Here is a 22,273-nt window from a genome sequence, read left to right on the forward strand (position 1 = left end):
GCGCTTGTGATCAGGCATTGCCGATCGGATGATCGCTCATCTGCGGCTCGAATTTCGTCGCGCCCTCGGTCTTCGCCAGCACGCCCGACATCTTCAGAAACCGCCGGAAATTCTCCCGCGCCGCGTTCAGCGGGAAGCGGCCGCTCGCCGTATCCCTGCACGCCTTCAGCAGCGTGTCATATGCCAAACCTCGTTTGTCCTGCGGCCACTCCTCCAGAAAATCGAAGATTTCGTCGAGACTTGTGATCTCAGCGACGAAATGCTGACGACGAAGAAAAACCGGCTCGAACCGAGCTTCTGGCATAGTATCCTCCCATTTATATTACTTTTTTATGGGATTATATTACTGAAAAAGCTTGAGTAATTCAAGACAAATCAGGTTTGGTTCGCCAGCAAACACAGTGCAACTACTTCCATAACGACAGAATAGCACAGCCGGGTCGGCCGGACATAAAATGGGCAATCGCGTGTCATCAGATGCACGTCATTGCGTCCGGCTCTCCTCGCAATTGCAAATGCCGCCATGATAGGTTGCGCGCGCGGATCAATCCTGGAGGAGACGCAGATGAACCAATTTATGAGATTGGCCGCAGTCGGAGCGCTGATCGGCCTCTCCGCTATCGCATCTTCCTGCACCTCGCCTGCGCGGCACGACAGAGAGGATTTTCAATATCAGATAGACACATCCAGGAACCCGGCTTGCGCGGGTGGATTCAGACCCGGCAACGCTCGCTCCTGCAGCTATTAAATGCACCCGGAATTTCCCTGAGCGCCAACCTCCAAGGGGCACGCTCGAAGCGCGCGGCCATCAGTCGGCGCGCGGCGTGCTGACCAGAACAGCAGCGGCGCGGTTCGCCGCCTCCAGCGCCGCGCGGATTCTACGCCCGCGGGCGAGCTCTGAAGCGAGCACGCCCGTGAACTCGTCACCGGCGCCGTGCGTGCTTACCAGTTCGACCTTGATCGCTGCAATCGAGAAGGATTCGCCTTTCCTCGTCGCGCAGGCTACCCCCTCCCCACCTGCCGTGACCACGACAATGGGAAAACGTTCCGCCAACTGCCTTGCCGCTTCCAGCGCTCCGGCCAAACTGTCGACGACCGGAACCTGCGCCAACTGCTCCGCCTCGATCGCATTCACGACGACAACATTGACAAGCTCCGCGAGGTCGTCTGACAAGGGCCGCGCCGGCGCCGCATTGAGCACCACCTGCCCGCCGGCCTCCTTCATCGCTCGTGCCGCCGCGACATTGGCAGGATCGGGAACCTCGTTCTGCAACACCAGAATGCCGCCGCCAGCAAACACCTCCCTGGCGGCATCGACATCCGACTGGCCGAGCGCAAGGTTGCTGCCCGATACGATCACTGCGCCGTAATCGCCCTGCCCATCGAAGATTGCGACGCTCATGCCGCTGCCGACCCCGGCCACCGTCTTCACGAAGCGATGGTCCACCTTGCCAAGCGCGAGGTTGTCGGTCAAAGCGCGTCCGAAATCATCGTCGGCGACAGCGCCGATCATATAAGACGAGACGCCGGTCTTGGCGGCCGACAGCGCCTGGTTGCCGCCCTTGCCGCCGCATTTGGGATGCCAGCTGCTTCCCGTCACCGTTTCACCCTTCCGCGGACGCGCCGGGCCGTACACCATGATATCATAGTGCAGGCTGCCGAAGACGACGACGGAGGGCGAAGCAGTGGTCATGGAAGCTTATCCTTGCGTTTGGACGTAACGGCGGACATCGTCCTTTCGAGATTTCTCTCCGCCGCCTGGTAGTTTCTCTTGGCAACGGCCATGAAAAGCGCGTCGAGTATGTTGAGTTGCGCAATCCGCGCCGCCGCGTTCTCGCCCATCAGAGGTGATCCCTGCGCAGTCGAACATAAAACGATGTCGGCGATCTGAGCCAAAGCCGATCCGCCGTAATTGGTGATGGCGATCGTCCGCGCGCCGGACTTCCGCGCGAGCTGTATCGCTTCGATCACGGCCGTGGTGTTGCCCGAATGGGAAAATCCTATAGCCACGTCGTCTGCCCCAAGCAGGGAAGCCGACATCAGCATCATGTGCGAATCGTCCTGAACGCTGCAGCGCACGCCGATCCTCAGGAATTTGTGAGCGACATCGCGGGCGATCTGCGCCGAGCCCCCAACACCATAGAAATCGCGCTGTCCCGGTTTCGCCAACAAGTCGGCAGCGCGATCGAAGGCATCGACATCAAGGATCGCAAGGGTTTCCTCCAGCGCGTTGATCGATGTACGGAAGACCTTCTGGATAATTTCGGCGGAACTGTCTTCCGCGGAAAGTTCCTGATGCATCTCCGCTGTCGGCAGCTTGTTGTAGTTCGAGACGGCGGTGCGGAAGTCACGAAAGCCGCTGAATCCCAGTTTCTTGGCGATCTTCACGACCATCGCCTCGGAAACCCCGGCCTCGGCCGCCAAGTCCTTGAGCGCGGTGTCTTCAGAAAAGTCCCTCAGTCCGAAAACCGTCTCGACGACACGCGCCTCCAAGGGGGTGAGCTGAGGCATCATCATCCGGATGCGCGGGCCCACCGCCTTGAGATCATTTGCAGAATTCATCCCCGTCCCCTTGTGACGCGATCGATCATCATCGCGACAAGGATAATAAGGCCAGTGGCAAGAAGTTGGTAGAAGGCCTGCACGTTCATCAACGTCAATCCGTTGCGCATCGCGCCCAGAATGATCGCCCCGAGCAGCGTGCCGATGACGCTGCCCTTGCCGCCCATCAACGACGCCCCGCCGATTGCCGCTGCGGCGATCGCATCAAGCTCCCACAGATTGCCGAGGATCGGCTCGGCGGCACCAAGCCGGCCGATGAGGATCATCGAGGCGAGCGCCGCCAGGACGCCGGAGATCACATAGGCCGTGATCTTGGTCATGGCGATCGGGACACCGGCGACATAAGCCGCTTCCTCATTGCCGCCGACCGCAAGCAGGTATTCACCCAGGGGAGTCTTCTTGAGAAGCACCCAAGCCAAGAGGGCGACGACAGCAACCATCACGACAGAATTCGGAATGCCGGCGATGCTGCCGTTGAACAGCGTCCGGAAGCCTTGCGGGACACCGAGCACGGGGTTGCCGCCGGTATAGATGAGCGCAATGGCTCGATAGGTGCTGAGCGTGCCGAGCGTCACAATGAAGGGCTGCAGCCCGGCATAGGCGACAAGCACGCCATTGACGAGGCCACAGAGGACGCCGATGCCGAGCCCGGCAAGGATGGCGAGAGGAACCGGAATACCGGCCACAAGCAGCGTTGCCGAGATGACGGCAGCAATCGCCGCCGTCGGACCGACGGAGAGGTCGATGCCGCCGGAGATGATCACCAGGGTCATGCCGAGCGCCAGGCAGGCGTTGATGCTGGACTGTTGGAGAATGTTCAAGAGATTTCTCTGCGAGAGAAAGTCGGGAGCCAAAAGGCCGAAGATGATCACGATGGCGACGAGGCCGATCAACGTGCCGGCATCGCGGATCGATAAGGATCCGACAAATCTGGTTGCTGGCGCTGCGGTATTCTCGATGGTGTCAGACATGGCTTTTTCCCTGTTGGTCACGCCGCGCCGATGCGGCTTGCGGTCGTGCCGACGGCATGGGAGACGATGGTTTCTTCACTCATCTGATCGCGGCCGAGTTCAGCCGCGATAGCACCGTCGCGCATCACGAGCACACGATCGGACACCCTCAGCACCTCCGGGAGCTCGGAGGACACGACGATCACGCCGTGCCCCTCGGCGGCGAGGTCTTCGATCAGACGGTAGATTTCTGATTTGGCGCCGACGTCGATGCCTCGGGTCGGCTCATCGAAAAGCAGGATGCGCGAGCCGGCCGCCAGCCACCGCGCAATGATGGCCTTCTGCTGATTGCCGCCGCTGAAAAGCTTAATTTGGCGATCGAGCTGAAATGGCCGGAGATTTACGCGCTTGAGAAGGTCTTCGGCGGTCCGCTTGAGCTTGCGGTGATTGATGATGCCTGCCTTGGAGAAACGCGCCATCGAAGGCAGCGCCATGTTCGAGGTGACCGACCTTCCCGGAATGATCCCTTCCCGCTTACGCTCCTCAGGGAGCAGACCGATGCCGGCGGCAATCGCCGCGCGAGGATTGGATAGCGCCAGGGTCGTCCCATCGACTTTGACCGTGCCTGCAGTCAACCTATCGGCGCCGGATATTGCGCGCAGAAGCTCCGTCCGGCCTGAGCCGACCAGACCGGCCACGCCTAGAACCTCGCCCTTGTGGAGGTCGAACGAAACGTCGCGGATACGGTGCGTTGAAAGATCGCGGGCTTCGACACTCACGGTGCGGGTCGCGTGCGAATGGTGCGCTTCGGCCAGCAGTTCGCGGCCGACCATCATGCGGATGACTTCGTCCGGCGCGCTCGCCCTGAGATCGATGCCTGTGCGGACGACCTTTCCGTCACGCATCACCGTCGCCCTGCGGCAAACCCGGAAGACCTCGTCCATCTTGTGGGACACATCGATGATCGACACGCCGCCGGTGGCAAGCCGTTCGATGATCTCGGCCAGCCGGTCGAACTCACTGGGGGTCAGGCTCGATGTCGGCTCGTCCATGGCAACGATCCTGGCTTTGTCGAGGAGCGCGCGGGCGATCTCGACGACCTGCCGCTGGGCCACCTTCAAAGAGGAAATCGGCGCAGACGGATCGATCGCCGGATCGATCATCGCCAGGGCTTCAGCCGCCCGGCGCTCCTGCTCGCGGCGGTCGACGATAATGCCGCCGAGCCTGGTGAGGGAATGACCGAGAAACATGTTCTGGGCGACGGTGAGATGGGGAACCTGCTGGAGTTCCTGATGGATCATGGCGATTCCTGCCTGGCGGGCACTTTCCGGCTTGCGGAAATGATGGACCGTCCCATCGACCTTCACCTCGCCCTGAGTCGGCCGGAAGACGCCGGAGAGGATGCGCAGGAGCGTCGATTTTCCCGCCCCGTTCTCGCCGAGAAGCGCGTGAATTTCACCTGGCGCGACCTCGAAGGAGACTTCCGAGAGCGCCTTGACGCCAGGAAAGACCTTGGAAATGTCTTTGAATGCCAGTCTGGAAGGAGCCATGGAACCGAACCCTTTTGAGAGTGAGGACGACCGGCCGAGCGCCGGCCGTCCCGCCTTGGGAGGCTTACTTGCCTGCGGCCTTCATCAGCAGCACCGTGCGTATGTCGACACCCTTGCCCTGGAAGTCCTTGACGTTGTCCTTGGTAATCAGCGCCTGTGGCGTCGCCACAACGCGCGGCAGCTTCTGGCCCGCGACGAGGCGAAGAGCGACTTCGATCGCGACCTCGCCCGTCAGAACGGGGAAGCTGTCGACGGTGCCCGTGAGCTCACCGGCTTCGATCGACTTGTAGGCGTCCGAGATACCGTCGGTGCCGAAGACCACGACCTTGTCCTGCAGGCCCGCCGCCTTCACGGCTTCGACGACGCCAAGAGCCATGCCGTCATTGTTGCAGTAGAAGCCGACGAGATCCGGATGCTGCTGCAGGATGGTGGTCGCCGCGTCGTAGGACATCTGCCGATCCCAGTTGCCGGGAACGCTTGCGACAACGGTGAACTTGCCGCCTTCCTCGATCGTGCTCTTGAAGCCGCTGGTGCGCTGCACGGCAGCGTAGACGCCCGCCTGGCCTTCGATGATCGCGACCTTCCCGCCGTTCGGGCGGTTTTCGACGAACCACTTGGCGACGCGGACGCCATTGTCGCGCTGGACATTGCCGACATAATGCTCTGCCTGCGGGATCACCGCGTCGTTGACATTCACGACCGGCACATTGGCCGCCTTGGCCTGTTCCATGACCGGCTGAAGATTGGCATCGGTCTGCGGGGAGACGAGCAGAACATTGTAGCCCTGCGTGACCATGCCTTCGGCGATCGTCAGCTGACCCAACTGGTCACCTTCGCTCTGAGCTGCCTGATAGGCGACGGTTACACCGAGCTTGTCTGCGAACTTCTGATAGCCCTCGCCGAGGGAGCGCCAGTATTCATTGGTCAGCGTCTTGGAGACACCGCCGACCTTGAGACCTTCCGGCGGTTTCGCCAGTGCGCCGAGCTTGGCATCGAGGTCAGACCAGTCCATGCGGTCCGGCTCGGAGTCCGAGTTGAGCGGCTTCAAGTCCTGCGCTGTCGTGATGCCAGCACAAAGGGTGGCGGCAAGAGCCGCGGCAAAAAATCTGTTCATGGGGTTCCTCCCGGAGGGTTAAGTCGGTTCAGTGGTCCGCGCCGAGCATCAACTCCTGTACGATGGCCTGCGTGGAAACGGCGTCCTGTCGGTCAATCGCGCTCGAAAGGCGATCGTCCTGCTCGAGGCGGTCGACGACCCTCAACATCCGTTGGACGGTCTTGATGTTGACCTCGCATTCGCGGACCGGGTCGAGACCGGTCAAATCGGGGAACGTGTCGAAGTAGATCGCGCCGTCATAGCCGTCCCGGCGAATCTGGCGGAGCAGTTCGACGGTCTGCAGCGTGTGAACGGCGCCGACCATCAACCCGTCGTCGCGCTTGGCGTAGCCATCGTTCAGATGGACGCCGAGAACCCGGCTGTGACGTGCGATCAGGGACGCCGCGAGGGCGGGCTGTTCGTCGGCATAGAGGACATGGGCGAAATCAAGCGTTACCCCGAGATTCTCGGCGCCGACCTCCTTGATGGCGAGCAGCGTTGTCGCTGCATCAGGCAGCAGGCTGTAGGAGCGCGGCTCGTTCGGCTTGTATTCGATGGAGATCAGGCAATCCGGATCGTGTTGACAAACTTCACGGATTCCGTCGATTTCGTGTTGCCACATCCTGGCATAATCGGCCTGGAAGGCGTAGTCAAAGCCATCCTGACCGAGCCAGATGGTCATCAGATTTGCGCCGGCCTCGCGCGCGGCATCGATGCCTTTCTTCGTCAGATCGATCGCCTCGCGGCGAACTGCTTCTTCGGGATGGGTGAACGCGCCGAGCTTGAAATCCGGATTTGTGTAGTACCGCATGGCGAAGCCATTGATCTGCAGGCCTAAATTGCCGAGCATTCGCGACAGTTCAGCCGGATTGTCGTTCACGTGATCGGGGTAGTTGAGATCGAGGTCGGTCAATCCTTGGACGCGGGCCGCACGCTCCGCCATCTGCACGACCGACGGCTTGCCAGATTGTCCCGGCCAAGCGAGGTGTGCGCCAGAGGCGAAGGAATTCAGTCGTGTGGCAAAACGAGTCTGGCTCAAGGCATTCATCCCATCTGTGAAGTTGCACATTACTTCACAGATTATATTGTTTTTGTAAAGCGAAAGCTATGCCGCAGCGCAGCATTAATGCAATGTCCCACAAAAGCAGTTGGCGAAATGAAGTCTGCCTGCGATATAGGTCTGCGCCAGGCTTGTCGGTTGTCATCAAGGGAAAGTCATGCGACTCGTCATTCTCACGGGCGCGTCTGGCGCCGGGAAGACAACAATCGCCGCCGCGATCGGCCGCCAGCACGGCCAAGAGATAGATGTGTTTCACAAGGACAGTATCGGCGTACCGCCGATACAAGATATGATCCATGAATTCGGCTCAGTCGAAGGATGGCAGAAAGCAGCCACCTTCGAATGGATGACTCGACTATCTCCACTCCTGACGGAAGGACGAAGTATCCTGTTTGAGGGTCAGTCGCGCCTTTCCTTCCTAACCGAAGCTGCGGGACAGGCAGGAATCAAGTCCCACGCTTGCATCCTCGTCGATTGCGACGACGAGACCAGGACCAGACGACTTTCGATCGACCGAGGTCAGCCGGATTTGGCAAACCCGGATATGATGAACTGGGCCGGCTTTCTGCGGGATGAAGCGGCCGCATTTGGATGCGAAATCCTCGATACGTCAAATCTGACGCTGGAAGAGGCAGTTGACCGGGTCCTTGTCGAATTGTGGAGGCAGAGTGTTTGACCGAGAACGGAGACTGTCAGTCAGCCGTTGCTGTGTTCAATGGCCGCGAGCAGGCGGCCGAACTTGCTATCCTCAGCAGCGCCACGAGCTTTCCCAGTCTTTGGATTGTGTGGTTTTCGCATCACTTTCCGCAGGGTTGTAATTTCCCACTTGGCAATGGCGAAGAGCTTCGCTACAAAACGCTTACCGCTTCAGATCGAACATAGGGAGGCGTTGCATGACAGCAGCATTCATCGACAGCTTCCCGCATGGCATGCGACGACCGTAGGTCATTGCCATTCGCGGCCCGCCCCGAGCGCGCCCGGCATGCGGTTTTTCATTCTTCATGGCCCGATTGATCTGACGGGATCATTTCGTCTCCCGCCCGGGCTGTGTCATTCAACTCTCGATTTGAGGCCGGTTACCGGAATACGGGCCGGGCAGGTTAAAATGACGCGCAAGAAGCTCGATTTCCGCGCCGACGCCTATCGCCAGGTGCTTGGCTTTGTTTTTCGTCACTGGAGCCATCAGCGCGCTCTGGTCGGCGCCATCGTCGTGCTGGTCATATCAAGCACGCTGGCCGAAGTCATGGTGCCGGTGTTTTCCGGCCGGATCGTCGATGCCATTGCCGGCGGCAATGCGGCCAATGGCGCGCTCAGCGCCTTTGCCGTCGTGGTGGTTCTTGGCCTCACCAGCGTCGCATTGCGCTGGTTCATCTTCAACGGGATCATCCGACTGACGCTGCGCATCATGGCTGATGTGGTCAATAGCGGCTTCCACAAGGTGCAGCGGTTCTCGACCGACTGGCACGCCAACAGCTTTGCCGGTTCGACGGTGCGCAAGATCACCCGCGGCATGTGGGCGCTAGATTCCCTCAACGACCTGTTGCTGGTCGCGCTGTTGCCCTCCATCGTCATGCTCATTGGAGCCAGTCTTGTGCTCGGCAGCTACTGGCCGGTCATGGGCCTGTTCGTGGCTCTGGGGTCGCTGATCTATATCGGCGCGACAGTGGCGCTTTCGATGGGTTTCGTGTCGCCGGCGGCAAGGCTTGCCAATGCCTGGGATACGAAGCTTGGCGGCGCGCTGGCCGATGCCATCAGCTGCAACTCGGTGGTCAAGGCCTTTGGCGCTGAAAGCCGTGAGGAGGCGCGCCTGCGCCACGTGCTTGCCAAATGGGACAGGCGAACCCGGCGTACTTGGAAGCGCGGCACGTTGAGCGGCACGATCCAGGGCTTCATGATGGTTTCCATGCAGGCCGGCATCCTGGGAACGGGCCTGGTCATGTGGCAGCGGGGTCTGGCGACGGCCGGCGACATCACCTTCGTGCTCGCCATGTTCTTCGTTCTGCAAGGCTATCTGCGCAATGTCGGACAGGACATCCGCAACCTGCAGCGCGCCGTCAACGATATGGAAGAGCTGGTGCTGCTCGACAAGCTACCGCTTGGGGTCGAAGACAGGCCGGACGCCAAGCCGATCGCGATCGACACGGGCGAGATCGTCTTCGATCGCGTCACCTTCCAGTATGGCGCCCATCCCGATCCGCTTTATAAGGACTTTTCCGTCACCATCAAGGCGGGCGAGCGGGTCGGTCTGGTGGGGCATTCGGGCTCGGGCAAGACGACCTTCGTCAAGCTCATCCAGCGGCTCTATGACGTCAATTCGGGCGCCATCCGCATTGACGGACAGGATATCGCACAGGTCAGGCAATCGGACCTGCGCAGCCAGATCGCCATCGTGCAGCAGGAACCGATCCTGTTCCATCGCACGCTGGCGGAAAACATCGCCTACGGCCGGCCGAACGCCTCGCGGCGCGAGATCGAGCAGGCGGCGAAACAGGCCAATGCGCACGGCTTCATCATAAGCCTTCCCAAGGGCTATGAAACGATGGTCGGCGAACGCGGCGTCAAGCTATCGGGCGGCGAGCGGCAGCGCGTCGCCCTCGCCCGCGCCTTCCTGGCGGACGCGCCGGTGCTGATCCTGGACGAGGCGACGTCGAGCCTCGACAGCGAGAGCGAGGTACAGATCCAGCAGGCCATGGAACGGCTGATGGACGGCCGCACGACGCTTGTCATCGCCCACCGCCTGTCGACGGTCCGCGCCCTCGACAGGCTGCTGGTCTTCGACAAGGGCAAGATCGTCGAAGAGGGCGACCACCAGGCGCTGATCCGCCTCAACGGCGGCATCTACCGCCGGCTGTTCGAACGCCAAGCGCTGGAACTGACCAAGGGTCTGGTGGCGTAAACCGGAATGCCGGGGCAGACGCCCTGGCATTCAGACGGCTGACATTACAAGGCCGAGGATGACGGCGAGGTTTGCCAAACTCGCGCAAAGGTCCTCATGACAGGGCGAAGATCCTGACTTCCCTGCCGATGCCCTGGAGTTCCGCCATCCGGGACGCCGAGGTGACGCCGCTGTCACGCAGGATCTCTGAGACATTCACATCCTCGACGATCGCTTCCGTCGTCATGATCACGTTGGGGTCGGCAAGGCCCTGAACGCGGGAGGCGATGTTGACGGTCTGGCCGAAATAGTCCTGCCGGTCGTTGAGGTTGACGGCGAGGCACGGTCCCTCGTGAATGCCGATCTTCAGGAGCAGGTCTTCGCTACCGTGTTCGGCATTCAACCGGCCCATCGCCTCGCGCATTCTGAGCGCTGCCGCCACCGCTCGGTCCGGGCTCGGGAAGGTCGCCATCACAGCATCGCCAATCGTCTTGACGACGGCGCCCGCCTCGGTGGCGACGATCTCGTGAAGCACGCGGAAATGCGCCCGCACCAGGTCGAAAGCCGCAAGATCGCCGACACGCTCGTAAAGCGCGGTCGAGCCCCTCAGATCGGTGAACAGGAACGTCAGGCTGGTGATCTTCAGGCGCTGGTCGACGTCGATCGTATCGGTCCTGTAGATGTCGCGGAAGCTTTGGTTCGTCAGCAGGCGCTTGGCTGTCAGAAAAGCCCGCCGGCGACCCAAGAGGTCATGCAGGTCATCTCCGGCGATGCAGACATTCGGCACGACCCGGCGATCAGTATGGTTCTCCAGGGTGAGCCGCAGCAGACCCGGACGCAGCGTCACGGTTTCGTTCAGCGCATGCCCCCGGCTGATGACCATGGAGAGGTTCTGGCGTTCATTGGTGGGCTCGCCCTGCACATCGATGAACTGCGCGGAGTGCGTGACCGCATCGAAGATGATGACGAATTGCGCCGGCAGCTGCAGCGAGACGAATGCCTTCTCGCCCGGCGCCAGCTCGATCATCTCCAGCAGAATACGTTGAAACTTCGCCTCCAGATCCTCCGGCAGATCGACGCCGGAGCTGAAGAAGATCTGGCGGTAATATTCGAGCGGCGGCAGCCGGTCGGGCTCGTGGGCGGCAATCCTGCGCACGCGCGGACTGACTGTGAAGGTGACCTCGACCATCTCGTCGAGCGTCGGTTCGTATCCGGCCGCGCAAAGCGCGCAATGATAGGTGTCCTGAACGACGCCTTTGAGCGTTGCACCGCTGTCAAGGACGCCGCCGCATCCCGGGCAAAGCACATTCCAGGTCATCTCGAACGCGCCTATGCGGGCGGCATGCAGAAAGGCAGCGATGGTTTTCTCTTCATCGAGATGATGTTTTTCGGCGAAAGCGAGCGCATTGATGCGATTGAGATCGCGATCGGCTCCATGCCTGACGACGTTTTCGATGCACTCGACCGCCTGCGGGTCAGCCGCCTGTCGCAGGGTGGCAAAAAGCACGTCCATTTCACTCATTGGACAAGTCTCTGTGCAGACAACACGGGCGAACAACGCCGCTTCCGGGATCATAACACGGGACCTTGCCAATAGAAATCGACAGCCCCGGATGCCGCTTGTTTTCCGACCGATTAGAGTCGCCGCGGAACATTCGTTACTCGCTTGCATCACGGCTGCGAAAATTGATGTGAGTAGCGCACAAAAGGTGAACATCACCCCCTCGACTTCCGCTACAATCAGTCGTTTCGGCCCCTTTGGGCAGGTCGCAAAGGAGAAACGATGGGTCGTCTTGTCGGCGCTCATGAAGGGGCTCGATCGGCGGAGCGGACCGAGGAACCCGGCCATGCGAACGCGCTCGCGCGGGATATCACGGCGATCAAGATCGGCGATTGTCTGCTGGGCTACAAGGCCGTGCAGCGCCGGATGCGGGGCGGTCGCTGGAACCATTTCCGCGGCCGCATGCGCGAGATCGAGAAATTGATCCGGCACCGCCATGGAGAGATCGTGCCGGAGGCGGATGACGCCCTGATCTATGTCGAGGTGATCGCCAGCCTTGCTTTCGTCGAGTTCAAGGAAGGGTTTGTCGAGGTGGTGCTCGGCTGGGCGGCGCGGTGGGTCCCCTGGGCTGGGAAGGCCGCGATCGAGGAAATCATCTATGAGCGGACGAAGGTGCGCTTTTCCCCGCTTTCCGCCGACGCGCTCGGCCATGCCCTGCATCTGAGCTACGCCGAACGCTGCGCCCTCGATATCCGCACCGTCGGCGCCTTCGACGTGCCGAAGGCGAAAAGGGCAAAACTGCAAAGGGCAAAGCGCCGCCAGCGCGAGCAGAGCCGCAAAGAGCAGCAACGCCGCGCCGCTGGCGCCGTTCCCAGGGCCGACTATCTCGCCAACTCCCTCAGCCAGTCCCGCCCCTGGGAGGCCCTCGGCATCAGCCGCCGGACGTGGGAACGCCGCGGCCGGCCGATGCCGGAACTCGAGGCGATACCGGAGGGTGGCTCGATCCCGCTCGCCGCTTAACCGGCGCTGCGGCTCTCAGCCGGGTGGTCCGAACCAGGTGATCATCGCATCGTGAAGCCCATCCTGCGTCCCCTCGCCGACCCATGCCACATATCCGTCGGGCCGAATCAGCACTGCGCTCGGCGCCGAAACCGCCCCGAGCGTCGGCAGTTCCCATGGACCGCCATAGCGCGCCTGAACCAGCCGGACGCGGCCTGACCATGGAGCGATGTCGAGGCTGCCGGCTACGCCAAGATTCAACAGCACCGGCCGCGCGTCTCTAAGCAGCGCAAAGACACGGATAGTCCCATCAGACGTGGCGAGGTCGAAGTCGGGCATGCGGCGGCCGAGCAGCGGGTGTCCCTCGCCGAGATCGTAGCGGAGGGCAAGCCCGGACATTTCGCCGGCGATCGTCTTGCGGGAGGCTGCGGCCGCCATCGCAGCCGACGAGATAGCTGCCCGGATTTCCGAAGCGTCGGAGAGTTCGATGGTCACACCGGAAGCGTTCTGCACGAAGCCGGTCAGCTCGCAACCGCGATAGATCACGACCGGCAGCTCGCCGACCCAGCCGGCCAGGATGCGCTCGATATGCTTCTGCCGCAGCGCCAGCCCGTAATTGTGCCGTGTCGGAAAATCGCTGATATCCAACCGCGTGACCGCAAATCCGGTGACCTGGGCGATCTGCCCTCCGTCAGGAACCGCTCGACGATGCCCCGCTGATCGAAAACCTCGAGCGTGCGCACCCAGTCCGCCGGCCCGCGAACCGACGATCTCCTGGTTCACGCGACGCTCGACAATGGCGACATCGACGCCCGCCAAGGCAAGCTCGCCCGCCAGCATCAGCCCGGTCGGCCCTCCTCCGGCCATCACGACCGCATGTTCCCTCATCCGCAAACTCCTCTGCTCCGACTGTCCGGATAACGTCTCAGCATTCCGCGCCGATACCGGCCCGGGTGGTGCTCCTGCAGCTGACCGGCTCTCTCAGGTGCCGAATTCCCCTGTCGCAGGTTGTTCCCCCTATAAATATAAGCTCTCTACTGGTGGGAAGGACTTGCGACAGGATTTCCGCCTTGCCTTCCAAAGCCCTTTTCGTTGCCGCTTGTACGGCTTCTTGGCTTAGACCCAGGCGCTTCAACACGACCAAACCGGGTCAGCGCCGGATTTGGCAAAACGCCTTCAATTTCACCATTCGTTCTCGAAGGGCGACCAGGAATAACTGGGATTGGTTGCCGCTCACTGCAGAGCCGTGGCTTTTTGCGGAATCGTTTCAGCCGCCGGCCGCTCCGAAGGATCGGCGGGATGGCCGTAGATTGTGTAGACAGCACCCGCCAGAACGCCCAGGACGATGAGAGCGATCACGTACAACATCATTCCGCGGATTGCGGTTTTGGGTGTCTCTTCCATATGGGATCTCCAAAATTGCTCAGCCGTCAAAGTGAATGCGAGCGCGTTTGGTTCCGGGGTTGAACATCTTGAAAAGGCAAATCGTCGGTCTATGTGCCCGCATCAGGACAGTTTCTGACGACGCCGGCTTCCGCTCGCCTCTCTCCTGGCGACATAACAACTTGTACGACAGCTTACAATTCCGCGAGTGTGTCCTTATCGCTACAGCCTTCTGTTGAACAGCTGTATATCCTTTGGCTCTAATGTAATCCACGGGGTACGAAAATGAAGTTAACTATCGCCACTACCTTTCTCGCACTCGTCGCTACCACTGCGTTCGCGGCCGATGTCGTTCAGGAGGTCCCGACCGCGCCGGTTGCGGCAGCGCCTGTTTTCACCTGGTCGGGTCCGTATTTCGGTATCGATGGCGGCGCCGCTTGGTTGAACGGTGATTTCAGCGCCGGCGGTGCCTCTACCTCTGAGGATTTTAACGGCGGCGTCTTCGGCGGGTTCGCAGGTTACAATTTCCAGTTCGATAACTTTGTCGTGGGCATCGAAGGAAACCTCGAACACAATTGGAATGAAGAGGACGCGCTCGGCGCAGAAGTCGGGACGGATTGGGCTGGGTCCGTTCGCGGTCGTGTTGGCTACGCCTTTGATAAGGCTCTGATCTACGGCGCAGCCGGCTGGGCCACCACGCGCGGTTACGTCGATGCGCCCGGCTTGGACAAGGAAACCGAGACGTTCAACGGTTACACGGTTGGAGCAGGTGTTGACTTTGCCATCACCAACAACATCTTCGCCCGCGGCGAATACCGTTACAATGACTATGGCGAACAAGATATCCTGGGCGTTGACGTCGACCTCGATCAGCACGAACTGAAGTTCGGTATCGGTGTGAAGTTCTAATAAGAATTCCTCGGATCGGTAGCATCAGAGCCTCGCCGTGTTTCGGCGGGGCTTTTTTATTCCTCCGAGTCACGTCGCGGTTCACCCGCGCCATATGGGACCAGCCCGTTTAGGGGTGAGCCGCGCGCCAATCGAAAAGAAATCATTACTCTCACCTGCCGCTGCCCCGAGGTGGCTATCCCGCTCGGCGCCACTTGCAGATCCGATTTCGCCGGATTTCTCGCGCATCGATTCTCGGTGGGGCGGTCTTTGCCGCACGTCTCGCCTGAGATCGCGGGGGCGTCATCGGTCCTGATCTTGTTGCGAGGGCAGCTTGATATAGGTGTAAATTTTCATGCCGAGAAATTGTACTATTCACTCTTAGACGCGATGGGATAATGCTCACACGTTCGGCTGCCGGGCTATTTGGGTAAGGGCTTCGCGTGGATATCAAGACTATGCTCGGCGAAATCGCCGACAAAGGTGGCAGTGTCGAGGTCTTTGAAGATCACTATTCCCCCTGGGATGCAGAGGCGGAGTTGCTTGGTTTGATCAAAAGAGAGACTGATGGCGGCGGCTTTGGCTTCACTGAAACACTCTCCCTGACGAATAAAGGGCGACAGTACCTTGGAACAGGCGTAGTTACGCCCCCAATTCACATCTCGGCCAAGAGTGCAGTCAGTCGTTTTCTCCGTAGGCTTACGCGTCCAATACTGGCTAGATAAGGCTCCCGCCATCCCTCGTCATCAAATGATGGATCAATCATCTCGCGCGACGAAAGCGGTTCCGCGGCGGATCAAGGCGACGATGCCGAAGCGTACGACGAATTAGCCGTGTGACGCGTGTGACTTTACGAGGGTCGCGAAAGGTCACAAATTTTCTTGTAAGTCTTTGATTTTATGGTGAGAGCGTCGGGGTTCGAACCCGAGACCTACTGATTAAAAGTAAGTTGCAGGCCCCATTCTAACCCTAACAGTCACCATCATGGATATTCCAAAAGCGTGAGTAAACACCATAAAAAACAGTTATTTATGGTAACTTTTATTGGCACTCGCCAACACTTGCAAACACGCTTATAATTTTCCCCAGTTTTCCCCCGGATGTTCTGGGGAAAATATTGAGGGGTGGAAAATGACAAAGGCGAAGAGCGCATTTACAGCAAAATGGGTCGAGGCCGTCGCAGCAACCGACAAGCGCCAGGAGGTTGCCGATCCGAGCCTGAAGGGGTTCTACCTGATCATTCAACCGCTTCCGGGCGGGGCGAAGAGCTGGGCCGTCAGATATAAGGGCCACGCGAAGTATACTATCGGGAGCGTCGCCGCTTGGAAGCTCGCGGACGCGAGGAAAGAAGCCGGCCGGATCATGCGGGCATATGACGAGGGCCGTGATCCGCGTGCTGAAAAGAAAGAGGCGTCGAGCGACGACAACCTCGTCGAGAACGTCCTTGGTGAATTTCTGAAGCGGCACGTTAAGGCAAAGAACAAGGGCCGCACCGCCTACGATGTCGAGAACACGATCAACCGGGAGATCAGGCCAAAATGGAAGGGGAAGATGATCACGGCTATCCGGCGTCGCGATGTGGTCAATCTGCTTGACGACATGGTTGATCGCGGTGTGCCAACTATGGCGGTGAGGACCTATGCGCTGCTTAAAAAATTTTTCAACTGGTGTGTCGAGCGCGGCATTCTCGAAGTCTCACCTATGGGCGGGCTGAAGCCTCCCGCGACAGTCGAAGCCCGTGACCGTGTACTTTCCGACAGTGAACTCCGCTGGGCATGGCTGGCGGCCGACGAAATCGGATGGCCGTTCGGGCCGCTGTTCAAGATGTTGGCAGTAACGGCCCAGCGCAAGGAGGAAGTCGCAGGAGCATCCCGCGCCGAATTCGACTTGAGAGCGAAAGAGCCCGTGTGGGTCATCCCGCCATCGAGGGCGAAGAACGGCCGGGAGCATCTTGTGCCGGTCACGCCGCTGGCGATCAATCTTATCGAGTCGCTGCCCGTTATCAACGGCTCACATCTTCTCTTTACGACCAACGGCGAAACGTCCGTGGGCGGCTTTTCCAAAGCCAAGGAACGCTTGGATGCAGCGATGCTGAAGATTGCTCGCAGTGAGGCAAGGGAGCGGGGCGACGATCCTGATACAATCAAGATCGAACCGTGGGTATTGCATGATTTTAGGCGAACGGCGGCAAGCGGGATGGCTGCACAAGGGATTCAACCTCATGTCATCGAGGCCGTGCTGAATCACAAGAGTGGCATGATCAGAGGCGTCGCCGCAGTCTACAATCGCTACCCTTATGACCAGGAGAAAAAGGGCGCGCTACTCCGTTGGGAACGCCACATCAAAAAGGTCATTGCCGCCGAGCCGGGTTCGAACGTCATTTCGTTCGGCAAGTTTACCTTGCGGGAGACCGGCGAATAAAGGGCTTGATTCCCTTGTGATCAGGCATGTCGGTGAGTCCCATGCGCAATCTTTTCTTGTCAAAAAGTGGAGCGCTGACTGTATAACCGCAAGTTTTACTTGCAGGTAAATAAAATCAACAAGTGTAAATTTCGTTTGCATTGAGCACGGCTGTCGTTCTTTGATGGGAGTTGTTTTGGTTCGGTAGCGGCCCTGGAGGCCGCCTTGGGGGGTGCCAAGCCGAACAGGTTCCTAACGACGAGGAGGCACGCTTATGGCCAAGCAATTTATTACCCGGCCGCAAGTCAGGACGCGCTACAACATCAGCGACATGACGATCTCGCGATGGATCAGGGCTGGTCGCCTTCCAGAACCCGCGCAGTTCGCCCATCGACATTATTTTGACGAGGACGAGCTTGACGAGGCTGATCGCCGGGCGAAGGCCGAGTACCGGCGCGCAAGGGCAGAGCCGCCGAAGCACCTGCCGCCGCACCTCCAAAACAATTCTAAATGAGCCCCCGCCGCACAGGGACGCAGCAAGGGCTCGACTGAAGATGAGGCTGGGGGCCTCTCGGGGACAGGACGGAATTTAGAGCGAGCTTCCTTAAGCGTCAATCGCGGCGGTTTCCCCGTTGGAGACCGCGCATGAAATGCATCATATCGTTGAAGCGGCAACGCCGCCGGCAACATCTTGCGGATCAGCCCCGGCTGTTTGCAGAGATCATCGAAACCATCACGACGCGCGATCAGTCGTTTGAAGATATAGACGGCGGCTGGGGTTCGAAGGTCACCCGACCGTCCGGCCAAGGCTGGCGCGTTGCCGATTATTCGGATGATAGGAAAACCCACTGGATGCGGCGACGGCCGATCTCCTGGTCGTTATTGAGCAACGGGAGGCGGCGATGACCAAGGTCCCCCTTTCCTTGATACGCCGCGACCCCGAATTGCAGATGCGCGAGGCGGGGATCGATCCGGCCGTCGTCGCTGAATATGCCGAGGCAATGGACGCCGGGGCGGAGTTCCCGCCTGTAATCCTGTTCTTCGATGGCGAGGGATACTGGCCCGGAGACGGCTTCCATCGGATCGAGGCAAGCAGAACCCTCGGCAGAGAAACAATCAATGCCGAGGTTCGTGACGGCGGCAAGCGCGAGGCAATGCTCCTGGCCGTCGGCGCTAACGCGAACCACGGTCTCCGGCGCACCGGTGCGGACAAGCGCCGCTCGGTGCTCGCGATGCTGCGGGACCCGGAGTGGTCGAAGTGGTCCGACCGGGAGATCGGCAAGCGATGCGCGGTCGATCACAAGACCGTCGCCAAGGTGCGATCTGAGCTAACCGGGGATTTCCCCACTGAGCGGACATACACCACCCGGCACGGCACCGTTGCCACGATGACCGTCCAGCAAGCCGAACCTGCGCCAACGGGCGGCTCCATGGTCGAGCGAATGCTTTCGACGGCCACGACCGAAGCGCTTATAGCCGAGTGCCGCCGGCGCGGGCTGGAGGTTAACGGCCATGCGGATTGACTATCAGAGCATCGGTGCACTGGCTGATGAAATCGGCTGTCGGCGCGACGACCTGATTGCCCTCAGTCCCGACAATGATCCGTTCTATGTCCAGCGACCGAGCCGTGCGGCGGAGGCGCAGTGGTTCGCAGGTCTGTGGGAATCTCTCGGCTTCAGGACCGGGAGTCATCCACGACGGTTGCATTACGCCGTCATCTCCCAGGACCCGCCGATCCTGAAAGCGAATGGTCAACGGTATCTCAACACCGAAAACGATTGGAAGACCCTTCTTTCGGCTTCACTTTCCGCACGATACTTACGGCTTATCCCGGATGGTGCGCTCGCCGATCATCGGAATGATCCGCCGATTATCAATGCGTCCAATTCGGGAACTCAACAGCCTTGGGTGCGTGTAGCCGGTGGATACCAGGCCGACTTGTCCTATCACACCCCAACCAATGAGGTCTGGCCGCCCTGTATCCTTGGTGGCGATCTCACTGTCGCCCAGCCCTACCTTGTGGAGGTTTGGGTCGAGAAATCCACGCAGAACGATATCCTCGACCCGTTGGCACGGCGACTCGAATTCAACCTCGTTTCCGGCACCGGCGAGACATCGGAGATATTGGCGCGGCAAGCGGTGGAGCGAGCTATCTCGGATGGCAGGCCGATGCGGATTCTCTACGTGTCGGACTTCGACCCCGGTGGTCGCTCCATGCCGGTCGCCCTTGCCCGGAAGATCGAGTTCTGGATTCGCGAAGCGGATCTCGATCTGGACGTGACGCTCGACCCTATCGTTTTGACGCCCGAGCAATGTGAACAATACCGGCTCCCCCGCACACCGCTGAAGAAGACCGAACGCCGGGCGGCGAAGTTCGAGAAGCGGTTCGGTGAAGGCGCGACCGAGCTGGACGCGCTGGAGGCGCTGCACCCCGGCGAACTGGCAAGGATCGTTGAAAACGAGGTCTGCCGCTACATCGACCCGACCCTTTCCTCCCGCGTTTTTGATGTGAGCTGGCGTCATCGGCGGGAGATACAGCGGGTCGAAGATGAGGTCCTGAGGAATTACGACATCGCCGAAATTCAGCGTCGCTATGACGAGTTGAAGGCATCCTTTAACGCCGGAGCCGAGGCGCTGGAGGAGGAGACGCGAGAACTTTGGCCGCAGATAGCGGAAGAGCTGCAAGCTAGCATCCCAGCCTTCGACCCAGAGGACATGCCGGAGCCGCGCCCTGCTTCGCCTCCTGATGAGCCTCTGTTCGATAGCAGTCGGCCCTATCTAGACCAGATCGACGCCTACCGCCGTTGGCAAGGACGGGGAGGCCCCAAATGAGCCTTCGCGATCTTGCGAAGCGGCTGGGCGGCGAACTCGGCCGCAACGGCCATGTCAGCTGTCCCGGTCCGGGCCACGGGGCGAAGGATCGATCTCTTAGTGTCTGGTTCGACGGCGCTGACCTTCGGGTCTACAGTTTTTCGGGCGATGATTGGCAAGTCTGTAAGGACCATGTGCGCGAACGCCTCGGCCTGCCCTCATGGGAGCCAGGACGGAAAGAGGCCCCCGCTTTTCACACCTCAAAGCGGCCATGCGATGGCCATGACGAAGCATCCCGCATCGCGCTTGTGCGTCGCCTCTGGCGCGAGGCAGAGGACCCGCGAGCGCCGCCGGTCTCCGCCTACCTCCGCCACAGGGGCTTGCCGCCGCTGTCCGACGATCAGCTGCCGCTCTTTCGGTATCATCGACATTGCCCGTTCAGCGGCGAGCGCGTGCCGGCGTTGATCGCCCGTTTCTCGCCAATCGAAAATGATCCCAGCCTTGAGGACGAGCCGACCGCGATTTTTCGCATCCGCCTCGATCGTTACGACGGCGACCGCCGGAAGCTGGCGCTTGGGCCAGCGCGCGCACAGGTCATAAAACTGTGTGCCGCCGACTTTTCGCTCGGCGGCCTCGGCCTTACCGAAGGTGTCGAAAAGGGTCTGGCGTTGATCGCAAGCGGTTGGCGTCCGATTTGGGTGAGCTGCGGTACGGCGGCCATGCGCACCTTCCCGCTGCTGCCGGGCATCGAAAGCCTGACCGTTTTTTGCGACCGCGACGAGGCCGGTCGCGATGCGGCGCTGGTTGCCCATAATCGTTGGAGGGATGCCGGGCGCGAGGCGCGCGTACTCGCGCCGCCAGCGCCTTTCAAGGACTGGGACGCTTGGTATGTCGGAGATGGCGAGACATGAAAACTGTCTACGACGTCGAGCTAGAAGCAGAACGGATCGAGCCGGAATTCGGATTAGAGCCGAACGGCGAATCAAACCGCCGGTATGGCCCACAGAAGGATCACGGCGACGCTGTCGCCGGCCCTAAGAGTAGAGCGGGCGTGCGGCTGATGACCTTTGAGGAATACCGCAGCAGCGCGAGGCATTCCTCTGCCGATTTTCTCGTGAGCGGCTTAATGCGGCTCGGCACCATCGTCGCTATCGGCGGCCGGCCCGGCAGCGGCAAGACGGCGCTCGCGGTTACGCTCGCGCAATCGTTGGACCGGGGCGAGCCGTTCCTCGACCGCGAGGTTAAACAAGCCGCTGTCGCTTACCTTGCTATCGAGGATTTCGGCGACGTGGCAAATCGGTTGGAGGCGCTGCACGCCGTCGGCGTGCTTCTCGTTCAGTCCGACGACGGTGTCCCACTTGGCAAGCCCGCCCATGCGAAAGCCATTGTTGCCGAGGTGGTAAAACTCGTGCGGCAACGCAAACCTGGGCGTCCGGTTCTTGTCATCCTCGACACGCTCAGGGCGGCGCTGGGCGGAACATCGGTCCTGGAAGACAAGATGACCTCGCCGGCCTTGAATGCGCTCCGCGAGCTTGCTGAGGCCGAGAACATAGTCATCGCGATCACAAATCACACGAATCGTGAAAACCCGAAGGCAACGAAAGGCGAGACGTTGGAGGCCGTCGCCGCGCTCGAACTGGTGTTGCTACCGGGGGAAGGTGATTGGCAGATTGTTCACGTTGGCAAGAACCGGTCAGGCCCGGGAAACCGGCAGATCGGCCGGTTGCGCCTCACCTCCGCTAAGGTCGGCGGCGTCGAAGCGGCCATTGTCGATGAGATCATCTGCGACGAGCAGGCCGGCGACGATCAGAAAGACCGGAAGCCGGGTCGCAACCAGAAACTGATCTTAAAAATCCTGCAAAGGGAAGTTCACGCCTCGGGCGTTCCCTATCGGCCTTACGGAAGCGACGGGCCGCAGGTGAAGGCGGTGCGCGAAAGCGTGCTGCGCGATGCATTCATGGAATTAAAGGCCGGCGACAACCGCAATTCAAAAAATGTTGCCTTCAATCGCACCTTGGATTGGTTGCTGGAACGCGCCGAGGTCGTTCGAAACGAGGATCACGCCGGCGTCGGCATGATCTGGTTCGGCAGTCGTGACGACGAGACGGAAGCCATGCGCCGGCAGTTCAAGGTTGTGGCGGATGATGACGATTGGCCGTTAGGCGGTGACAAATGACATTTTCGAAAAACCCCGGAAATCC

22 protein-coding genes are annotated in these 22,273 nt (G+C 60.4%); 12 read left to right on the forward strand and 10 right to left on the reverse strand.

What is annotated here, in order from left to right; translation table 11 throughout:
* Window positions 1–10: 10 nt before the first annotated feature.
* The 7 genes from MHI61_RS13310 to MHI61_RS13340 all read right to left on the reverse strand — a co-directional run bounded on the left by MHI61_RS13310 (window position 11) and on the right by MHI61_RS13340 (window position 7,203).
* Window positions 11–304, reverse strand: coding sequence for a DUF982 domain-containing protein (locus MHI61_RS13310; protein WP_239792351.1), 294 nt, complete (start codon window positions 302–304; stop codon window positions 11–13).
* A gap of 504 nt (window positions 305–808) precedes the next feature.
* Complete coding sequence (locus MHI61_RS13315; RefSeq protein WP_239792352.1) at window positions 809–1,693, reverse strand: ribokinase; 885 nt, start codon at window positions 1,691–1,693, stop codon at window positions 809–811.
* Complete coding sequence (locus tag MHI61_RS13320) at window positions 1,690–2,562, reverse strand: MurR/RpiR family transcriptional regulator (RefSeq protein WP_183915694.1); 873 nt, start codon at window positions 2,560–2,562, stop codon at window positions 1,690–1,692. The genes MHI61_RS13315 and MHI61_RS13320 overlap by 4 nt, the downstream gene beginning before the upstream one ends.
* Entirely contained in the window at window positions 2,559–3,533 is a 975-nt protein-coding gene (locus MHI61_RS13325) for an ABC transporter permease (RefSeq protein ID WP_239792353.1), read from the reverse strand. Before MHI61_RS13325 ends, MHI61_RS13320 begins: the two co-directional genes overlap by 4 nt.
* 17 nt (window positions 3,534–3,550) lie before the next feature.
* Complete coding sequence (locus MHI61_RS13330; RefSeq protein WP_239792354.1) at window positions 3,551–5,062, reverse strand: sugar ABC transporter ATP-binding protein; 1,512 nt, start codon at window positions 5,060–5,062, stop codon at window positions 3,551–3,553.
* 64 nt (window positions 5,063–5,126) lie between these two features.
* Complete coding sequence (locus MHI61_RS13335) at window positions 5,127–6,176, reverse strand: substrate-binding domain-containing protein (protein WP_239792355.1); 1,050 nt, start codon at window positions 6,174–6,176, stop codon at window positions 5,127–5,129.
* A gap of 28 nt (window positions 6,177–6,204) precedes the next feature.
* A complete protein-coding gene (locus MHI61_RS13340) occupies window positions 6,205–7,203 on the reverse strand; it encodes a sugar phosphate isomerase/epimerase family protein (RefSeq protein ID WP_239792356.1) in 999 nt (332 codons plus the stop codon).
* Window positions 7,204–7,372: 169 nt separating this feature from the next.
* Between MHI61_RS13340 and MHI61_RS13345 the strand changes: the two genes are divergently transcribed.
* Window positions 7,373–7,891: an AAA family ATPase gene (locus tag MHI61_RS13345; protein ID WP_239792357.1), complete on the forward strand. Its 519-nt coding sequence runs from the start codon at window positions 7,373–7,375 to the stop codon at window positions 7,889–7,891.
* A 429-nt stretch (window positions 7,892–8,320) separates the two neighbouring features.
* On the forward strand, window positions 8,321–10,111 hold the full coding sequence (locus MHI61_RS13350) for an ABC transporter ATP-binding protein (protein WP_239792358.1): 1,791 nt from the start codon (window positions 8,321–8,323) through the stop codon (window positions 10,109–10,111).
* Window positions 10,112–10,205: 94 nt separating this feature from the next.
* On the opposite strand, the gene MHI61_RS13355 is transcribed toward MHI61_RS13350, so the two are convergent.
* Window positions 10,206–11,612: an adenylate/guanylate cyclase domain-containing protein gene (locus MHI61_RS13355; protein WP_239792359.1), complete on the reverse strand. Its 1,407-nt coding sequence runs from the start codon at window positions 11,610–11,612 to the stop codon at window positions 10,206–10,208.
* 261 nt (window positions 11,613–11,873) lie between these two features.
* Here MHI61_RS13355 and MHI61_RS13360 point away from each other — a divergent pair, with 261 nt between their 5' ends.
* Complete coding sequence (locus tag MHI61_RS13360) at window positions 11,874–12,611, forward strand: hypothetical protein (protein ID WP_239792360.1); 738 nt, start codon at window positions 11,874–11,876, stop codon at window positions 12,609–12,611.
* A 15-nt stretch (window positions 12,612–12,626) separates the two neighbouring features.
* On the opposite strand, the gene MHI61_RS13365 is transcribed toward MHI61_RS13360, so the two are convergent.
* A complete protein-coding gene (locus MHI61_RS13365; RefSeq protein ID WP_239792361.1) occupies window positions 12,627–13,478 on the reverse strand; it encodes an FAD-dependent monooxygenase in 852 nt (283 codons plus the stop codon).
* Between the two features lie 345 nt (window positions 13,479–13,823).
* Complete coding sequence (locus MHI61_RS13370; protein ID WP_239792362.1) at window positions 13,824–13,994, reverse strand: hypothetical protein; 171 nt, start codon at window positions 13,992–13,994, stop codon at window positions 13,824–13,826.
* Between the two features lie 264 nt (window positions 13,995–14,258).
* Between MHI61_RS13370 and MHI61_RS13375 the strand changes: the two genes are divergently transcribed.
* The 9 genes from MHI61_RS13375 (at window position 14,259) to MHI61_RS13415 (ending at window position 22,248) form a co-directional block, all read left to right on the forward strand.
* Window positions 14,259–14,882, forward strand: coding sequence for an outer membrane protein (locus tag MHI61_RS13375; RefSeq protein ID WP_239792363.1), 624 nt, complete (start codon window positions 14,259–14,261; stop codon window positions 14,880–14,882).
* A 422-nt stretch (window positions 14,883–15,304) separates the two neighbouring features.
* Complete coding sequence (locus tag MHI61_RS13380; RefSeq protein WP_239792364.1) at window positions 15,305–15,586, forward strand: hypothetical protein; 282 nt, start codon at window positions 15,305–15,307, stop codon at window positions 15,584–15,586.
* 406 nt (window positions 15,587–15,992) lie between these two features.
* Window positions 15,993–17,282, forward strand: a complete 1,290-nt coding sequence (locus MHI61_RS13385; protein WP_239792365.1) for a site-specific integrase — start codon at window positions 15,993–15,995, stop codon at window positions 17,280–17,282.
* 253 nt (window positions 17,283–17,535) lie between these two features.
* On the forward strand, window positions 17,536–17,775 hold the full coding sequence (locus MHI61_RS13390) for a helix-turn-helix domain-containing protein (RefSeq protein ID WP_239792366.1): 240 nt from the start codon (window positions 17,536–17,538) through the stop codon (window positions 17,773–17,775).
* A gap of 131 nt (window positions 17,776–17,906) precedes the next feature.
* Window positions 17,907–18,167: a hypothetical protein gene (locus MHI61_RS13395; RefSeq protein WP_239792367.1), complete on the forward strand. Its 261-nt coding sequence runs from the start codon at window positions 17,907–17,909 to the stop codon at window positions 18,165–18,167.
* Window positions 18,164–18,784, forward strand: coding sequence for a ParB/RepB/Spo0J family partition protein (locus MHI61_RS13400; protein ID WP_239792368.1), 621 nt, complete (start codon window positions 18,164–18,166; stop codon window positions 18,782–18,784). The genes MHI61_RS13395 and MHI61_RS13400 overlap by 4 nt, the downstream gene beginning before the upstream one ends.
* The gene (locus MHI61_RS13405; protein ID WP_239792369.1) at window positions 18,774–20,093 is read left to right on the forward strand and encodes a hypothetical protein; all 1,320 of its coding nucleotides are present in this window, start codon (window positions 18,774–18,776) and stop codon (window positions 20,091–20,093) included. The genes MHI61_RS13400 and MHI61_RS13405 overlap by 11 nt, the downstream gene beginning before the upstream one ends.
* Window positions 20,090–20,983, forward strand: a complete 894-nt coding sequence (locus MHI61_RS13410; protein ID WP_239792370.1) for a toprim domain-containing protein — start codon at window positions 20,090–20,092, stop codon at window positions 20,981–20,983. The genes MHI61_RS13405 and MHI61_RS13410 overlap by 4 nt, the downstream gene beginning before the upstream one ends.
* Window positions 20,980–22,248 (forward strand): AAA family ATPase, encoded by a 1,269-nt coding sequence (locus MHI61_RS13415; RefSeq protein WP_239792371.1) that lies wholly within the window; start codon window positions 20,980–20,982, stop codon window positions 22,246–22,248. Before MHI61_RS13410 ends, MHI61_RS13415 begins: the two co-directional genes overlap by 4 nt.
* The last annotated feature ends 25 nt before the right edge of the window (window positions 22,249–22,273 follow it).

Source organism: Rhizobium sp. K102 (assembly GCF_022385315.1).
Classification (GTDB): Bacteria; Pseudomonadota; Alphaproteobacteria; order Rhizobiales; family Rhizobiaceae; genus Rhizobium; species Rhizobium croatiense.

Bases quoted from the DNA above. Each gene is read 5' to 3' on its own strand.
- MHI61_RS13400 (WP_239792368.1), top strand. From the start codon at position 18,164: ATGACCAAGGTCCCCCTTTCCTTGATACGCCGCGACCCCGAATTGCAG.
- MHI61_RS13370 (WP_239792362.1), bottom strand. From the start codon at position 13,994: ATGGAAGAGACACCCAAAACCGCAATCCGCGGAATGATGTTGTACGTG.
- MHI61_RS13410 (WP_239792370.1), top strand. From the start codon at position 20,090: ATGAGCCTTCGCGATCTTGCGAAGCGGCTGGGCGGCGAACTCGGCCGC.
- MHI61_RS13390 (WP_239792366.1), top strand. From the start codon at position 17,536: ATGGCCAAGCAATTTATTACCCGGCCGCAAGTCAGGACGCGCTACAAC.
- MHI61_RS13325 (WP_239792353.1), bottom strand. From the start codon at position 3,533: ATGTCTGACACCATCGAGAATACCGCAGCGCCAGCAACCAGATTTGTC.
- MHI61_RS13415 (WP_239792371.1), top strand. From the start codon at position 20,980: ATGAAAACTGTCTACGACGTCGAGCTAGAAGCAGAACGGATCGAGCCG.
- MHI61_RS13385 (WP_239792365.1), top strand. From the start codon at position 15,993: ATGACAAAGGCGAAGAGCGCATTTACAGCAAAATGGGTCGAGGCCGTC.
- MHI61_RS13350 (WP_239792358.1), top strand. From the start codon at position 8,321: ATGACGCGCAAGAAGCTCGATTTCCGCGCCGACGCCTATCGCCAGGTG.
- MHI61_RS13405 (WP_239792369.1), top strand. From the start codon at position 18,774: ATGCGGATTGACTATCAGAGCATCGGTGCACTGGCTGATGAAATCGGC.
- MHI61_RS13395 (WP_239792367.1), top strand. From the start codon at position 17,907: ATGAAATGCATCATATCGTTGAAGCGGCAACGCCGCCGGCAACATCTT.
- MHI61_RS13330 (WP_239792354.1), bottom strand. From the start codon at position 5,062: ATGGCTCCTTCCAGACTGGCATTCAAAGACATTTCCAAGGTCTTTCCT.
- MHI61_RS13365 (WP_239792361.1), bottom strand. From the start codon at position 13,478: ATGAGGGAACATGCGGTCGTGATGGCCGGAGGAGGGCCGACCGGGCTG.
- MHI61_RS13355 (WP_239792359.1), bottom strand. From the start codon at position 11,612: ATGAGTGAAATGGACGTGCTTTTTGCCACCCTGCGACAGGCGGCTGAC.
- MHI61_RS13320 (WP_183915694.1), bottom strand. From the start codon at position 2,562: ATGAATTCTGCAAATGATCTCAAGGCGGTGGGCCCGCGCATCCGGATG.
- MHI61_RS13310 (WP_239792351.1), bottom strand. From the start codon at position 304: ATGCCAGAAGCTCGGTTCGAGCCGGTTTTTCTTCGTCGTCAGCATTTC.
- MHI61_RS13375 (WP_239792363.1), top strand. From the start codon at position 14,259: ATGAAGTTAACTATCGCCACTACCTTTCTCGCACTCGTCGCTACCACT.
- MHI61_RS13360 (WP_239792360.1), top strand. From the start codon at position 11,874: ATGGGTCGTCTTGTCGGCGCTCATGAAGGGGCTCGATCGGCGGAGCGG.
- MHI61_RS13345 (WP_239792357.1), top strand. From the start codon at position 7,373: ATGCGACTCGTCATTCTCACGGGCGCGTCTGGCGCCGGGAAGACAACA.
- MHI61_RS13340 (WP_239792356.1), bottom strand. From the start codon at position 7,203: ATGAATGCCTTGAGCCAGACTCGTTTTGCCACACGACTGAATTCCTTC.
- MHI61_RS13315 (WP_239792352.1), bottom strand. From the start codon at position 1,693: ATGACCACTGCTTCGCCCTCCGTCGTCGTCTTCGGCAGCCTGCACTAT.
- MHI61_RS13335 (WP_239792355.1), bottom strand. From the start codon at position 6,176: ATGAACAGATTTTTTGCCGCGGCTCTTGCCGCCACCCTTTGTGCTGGC.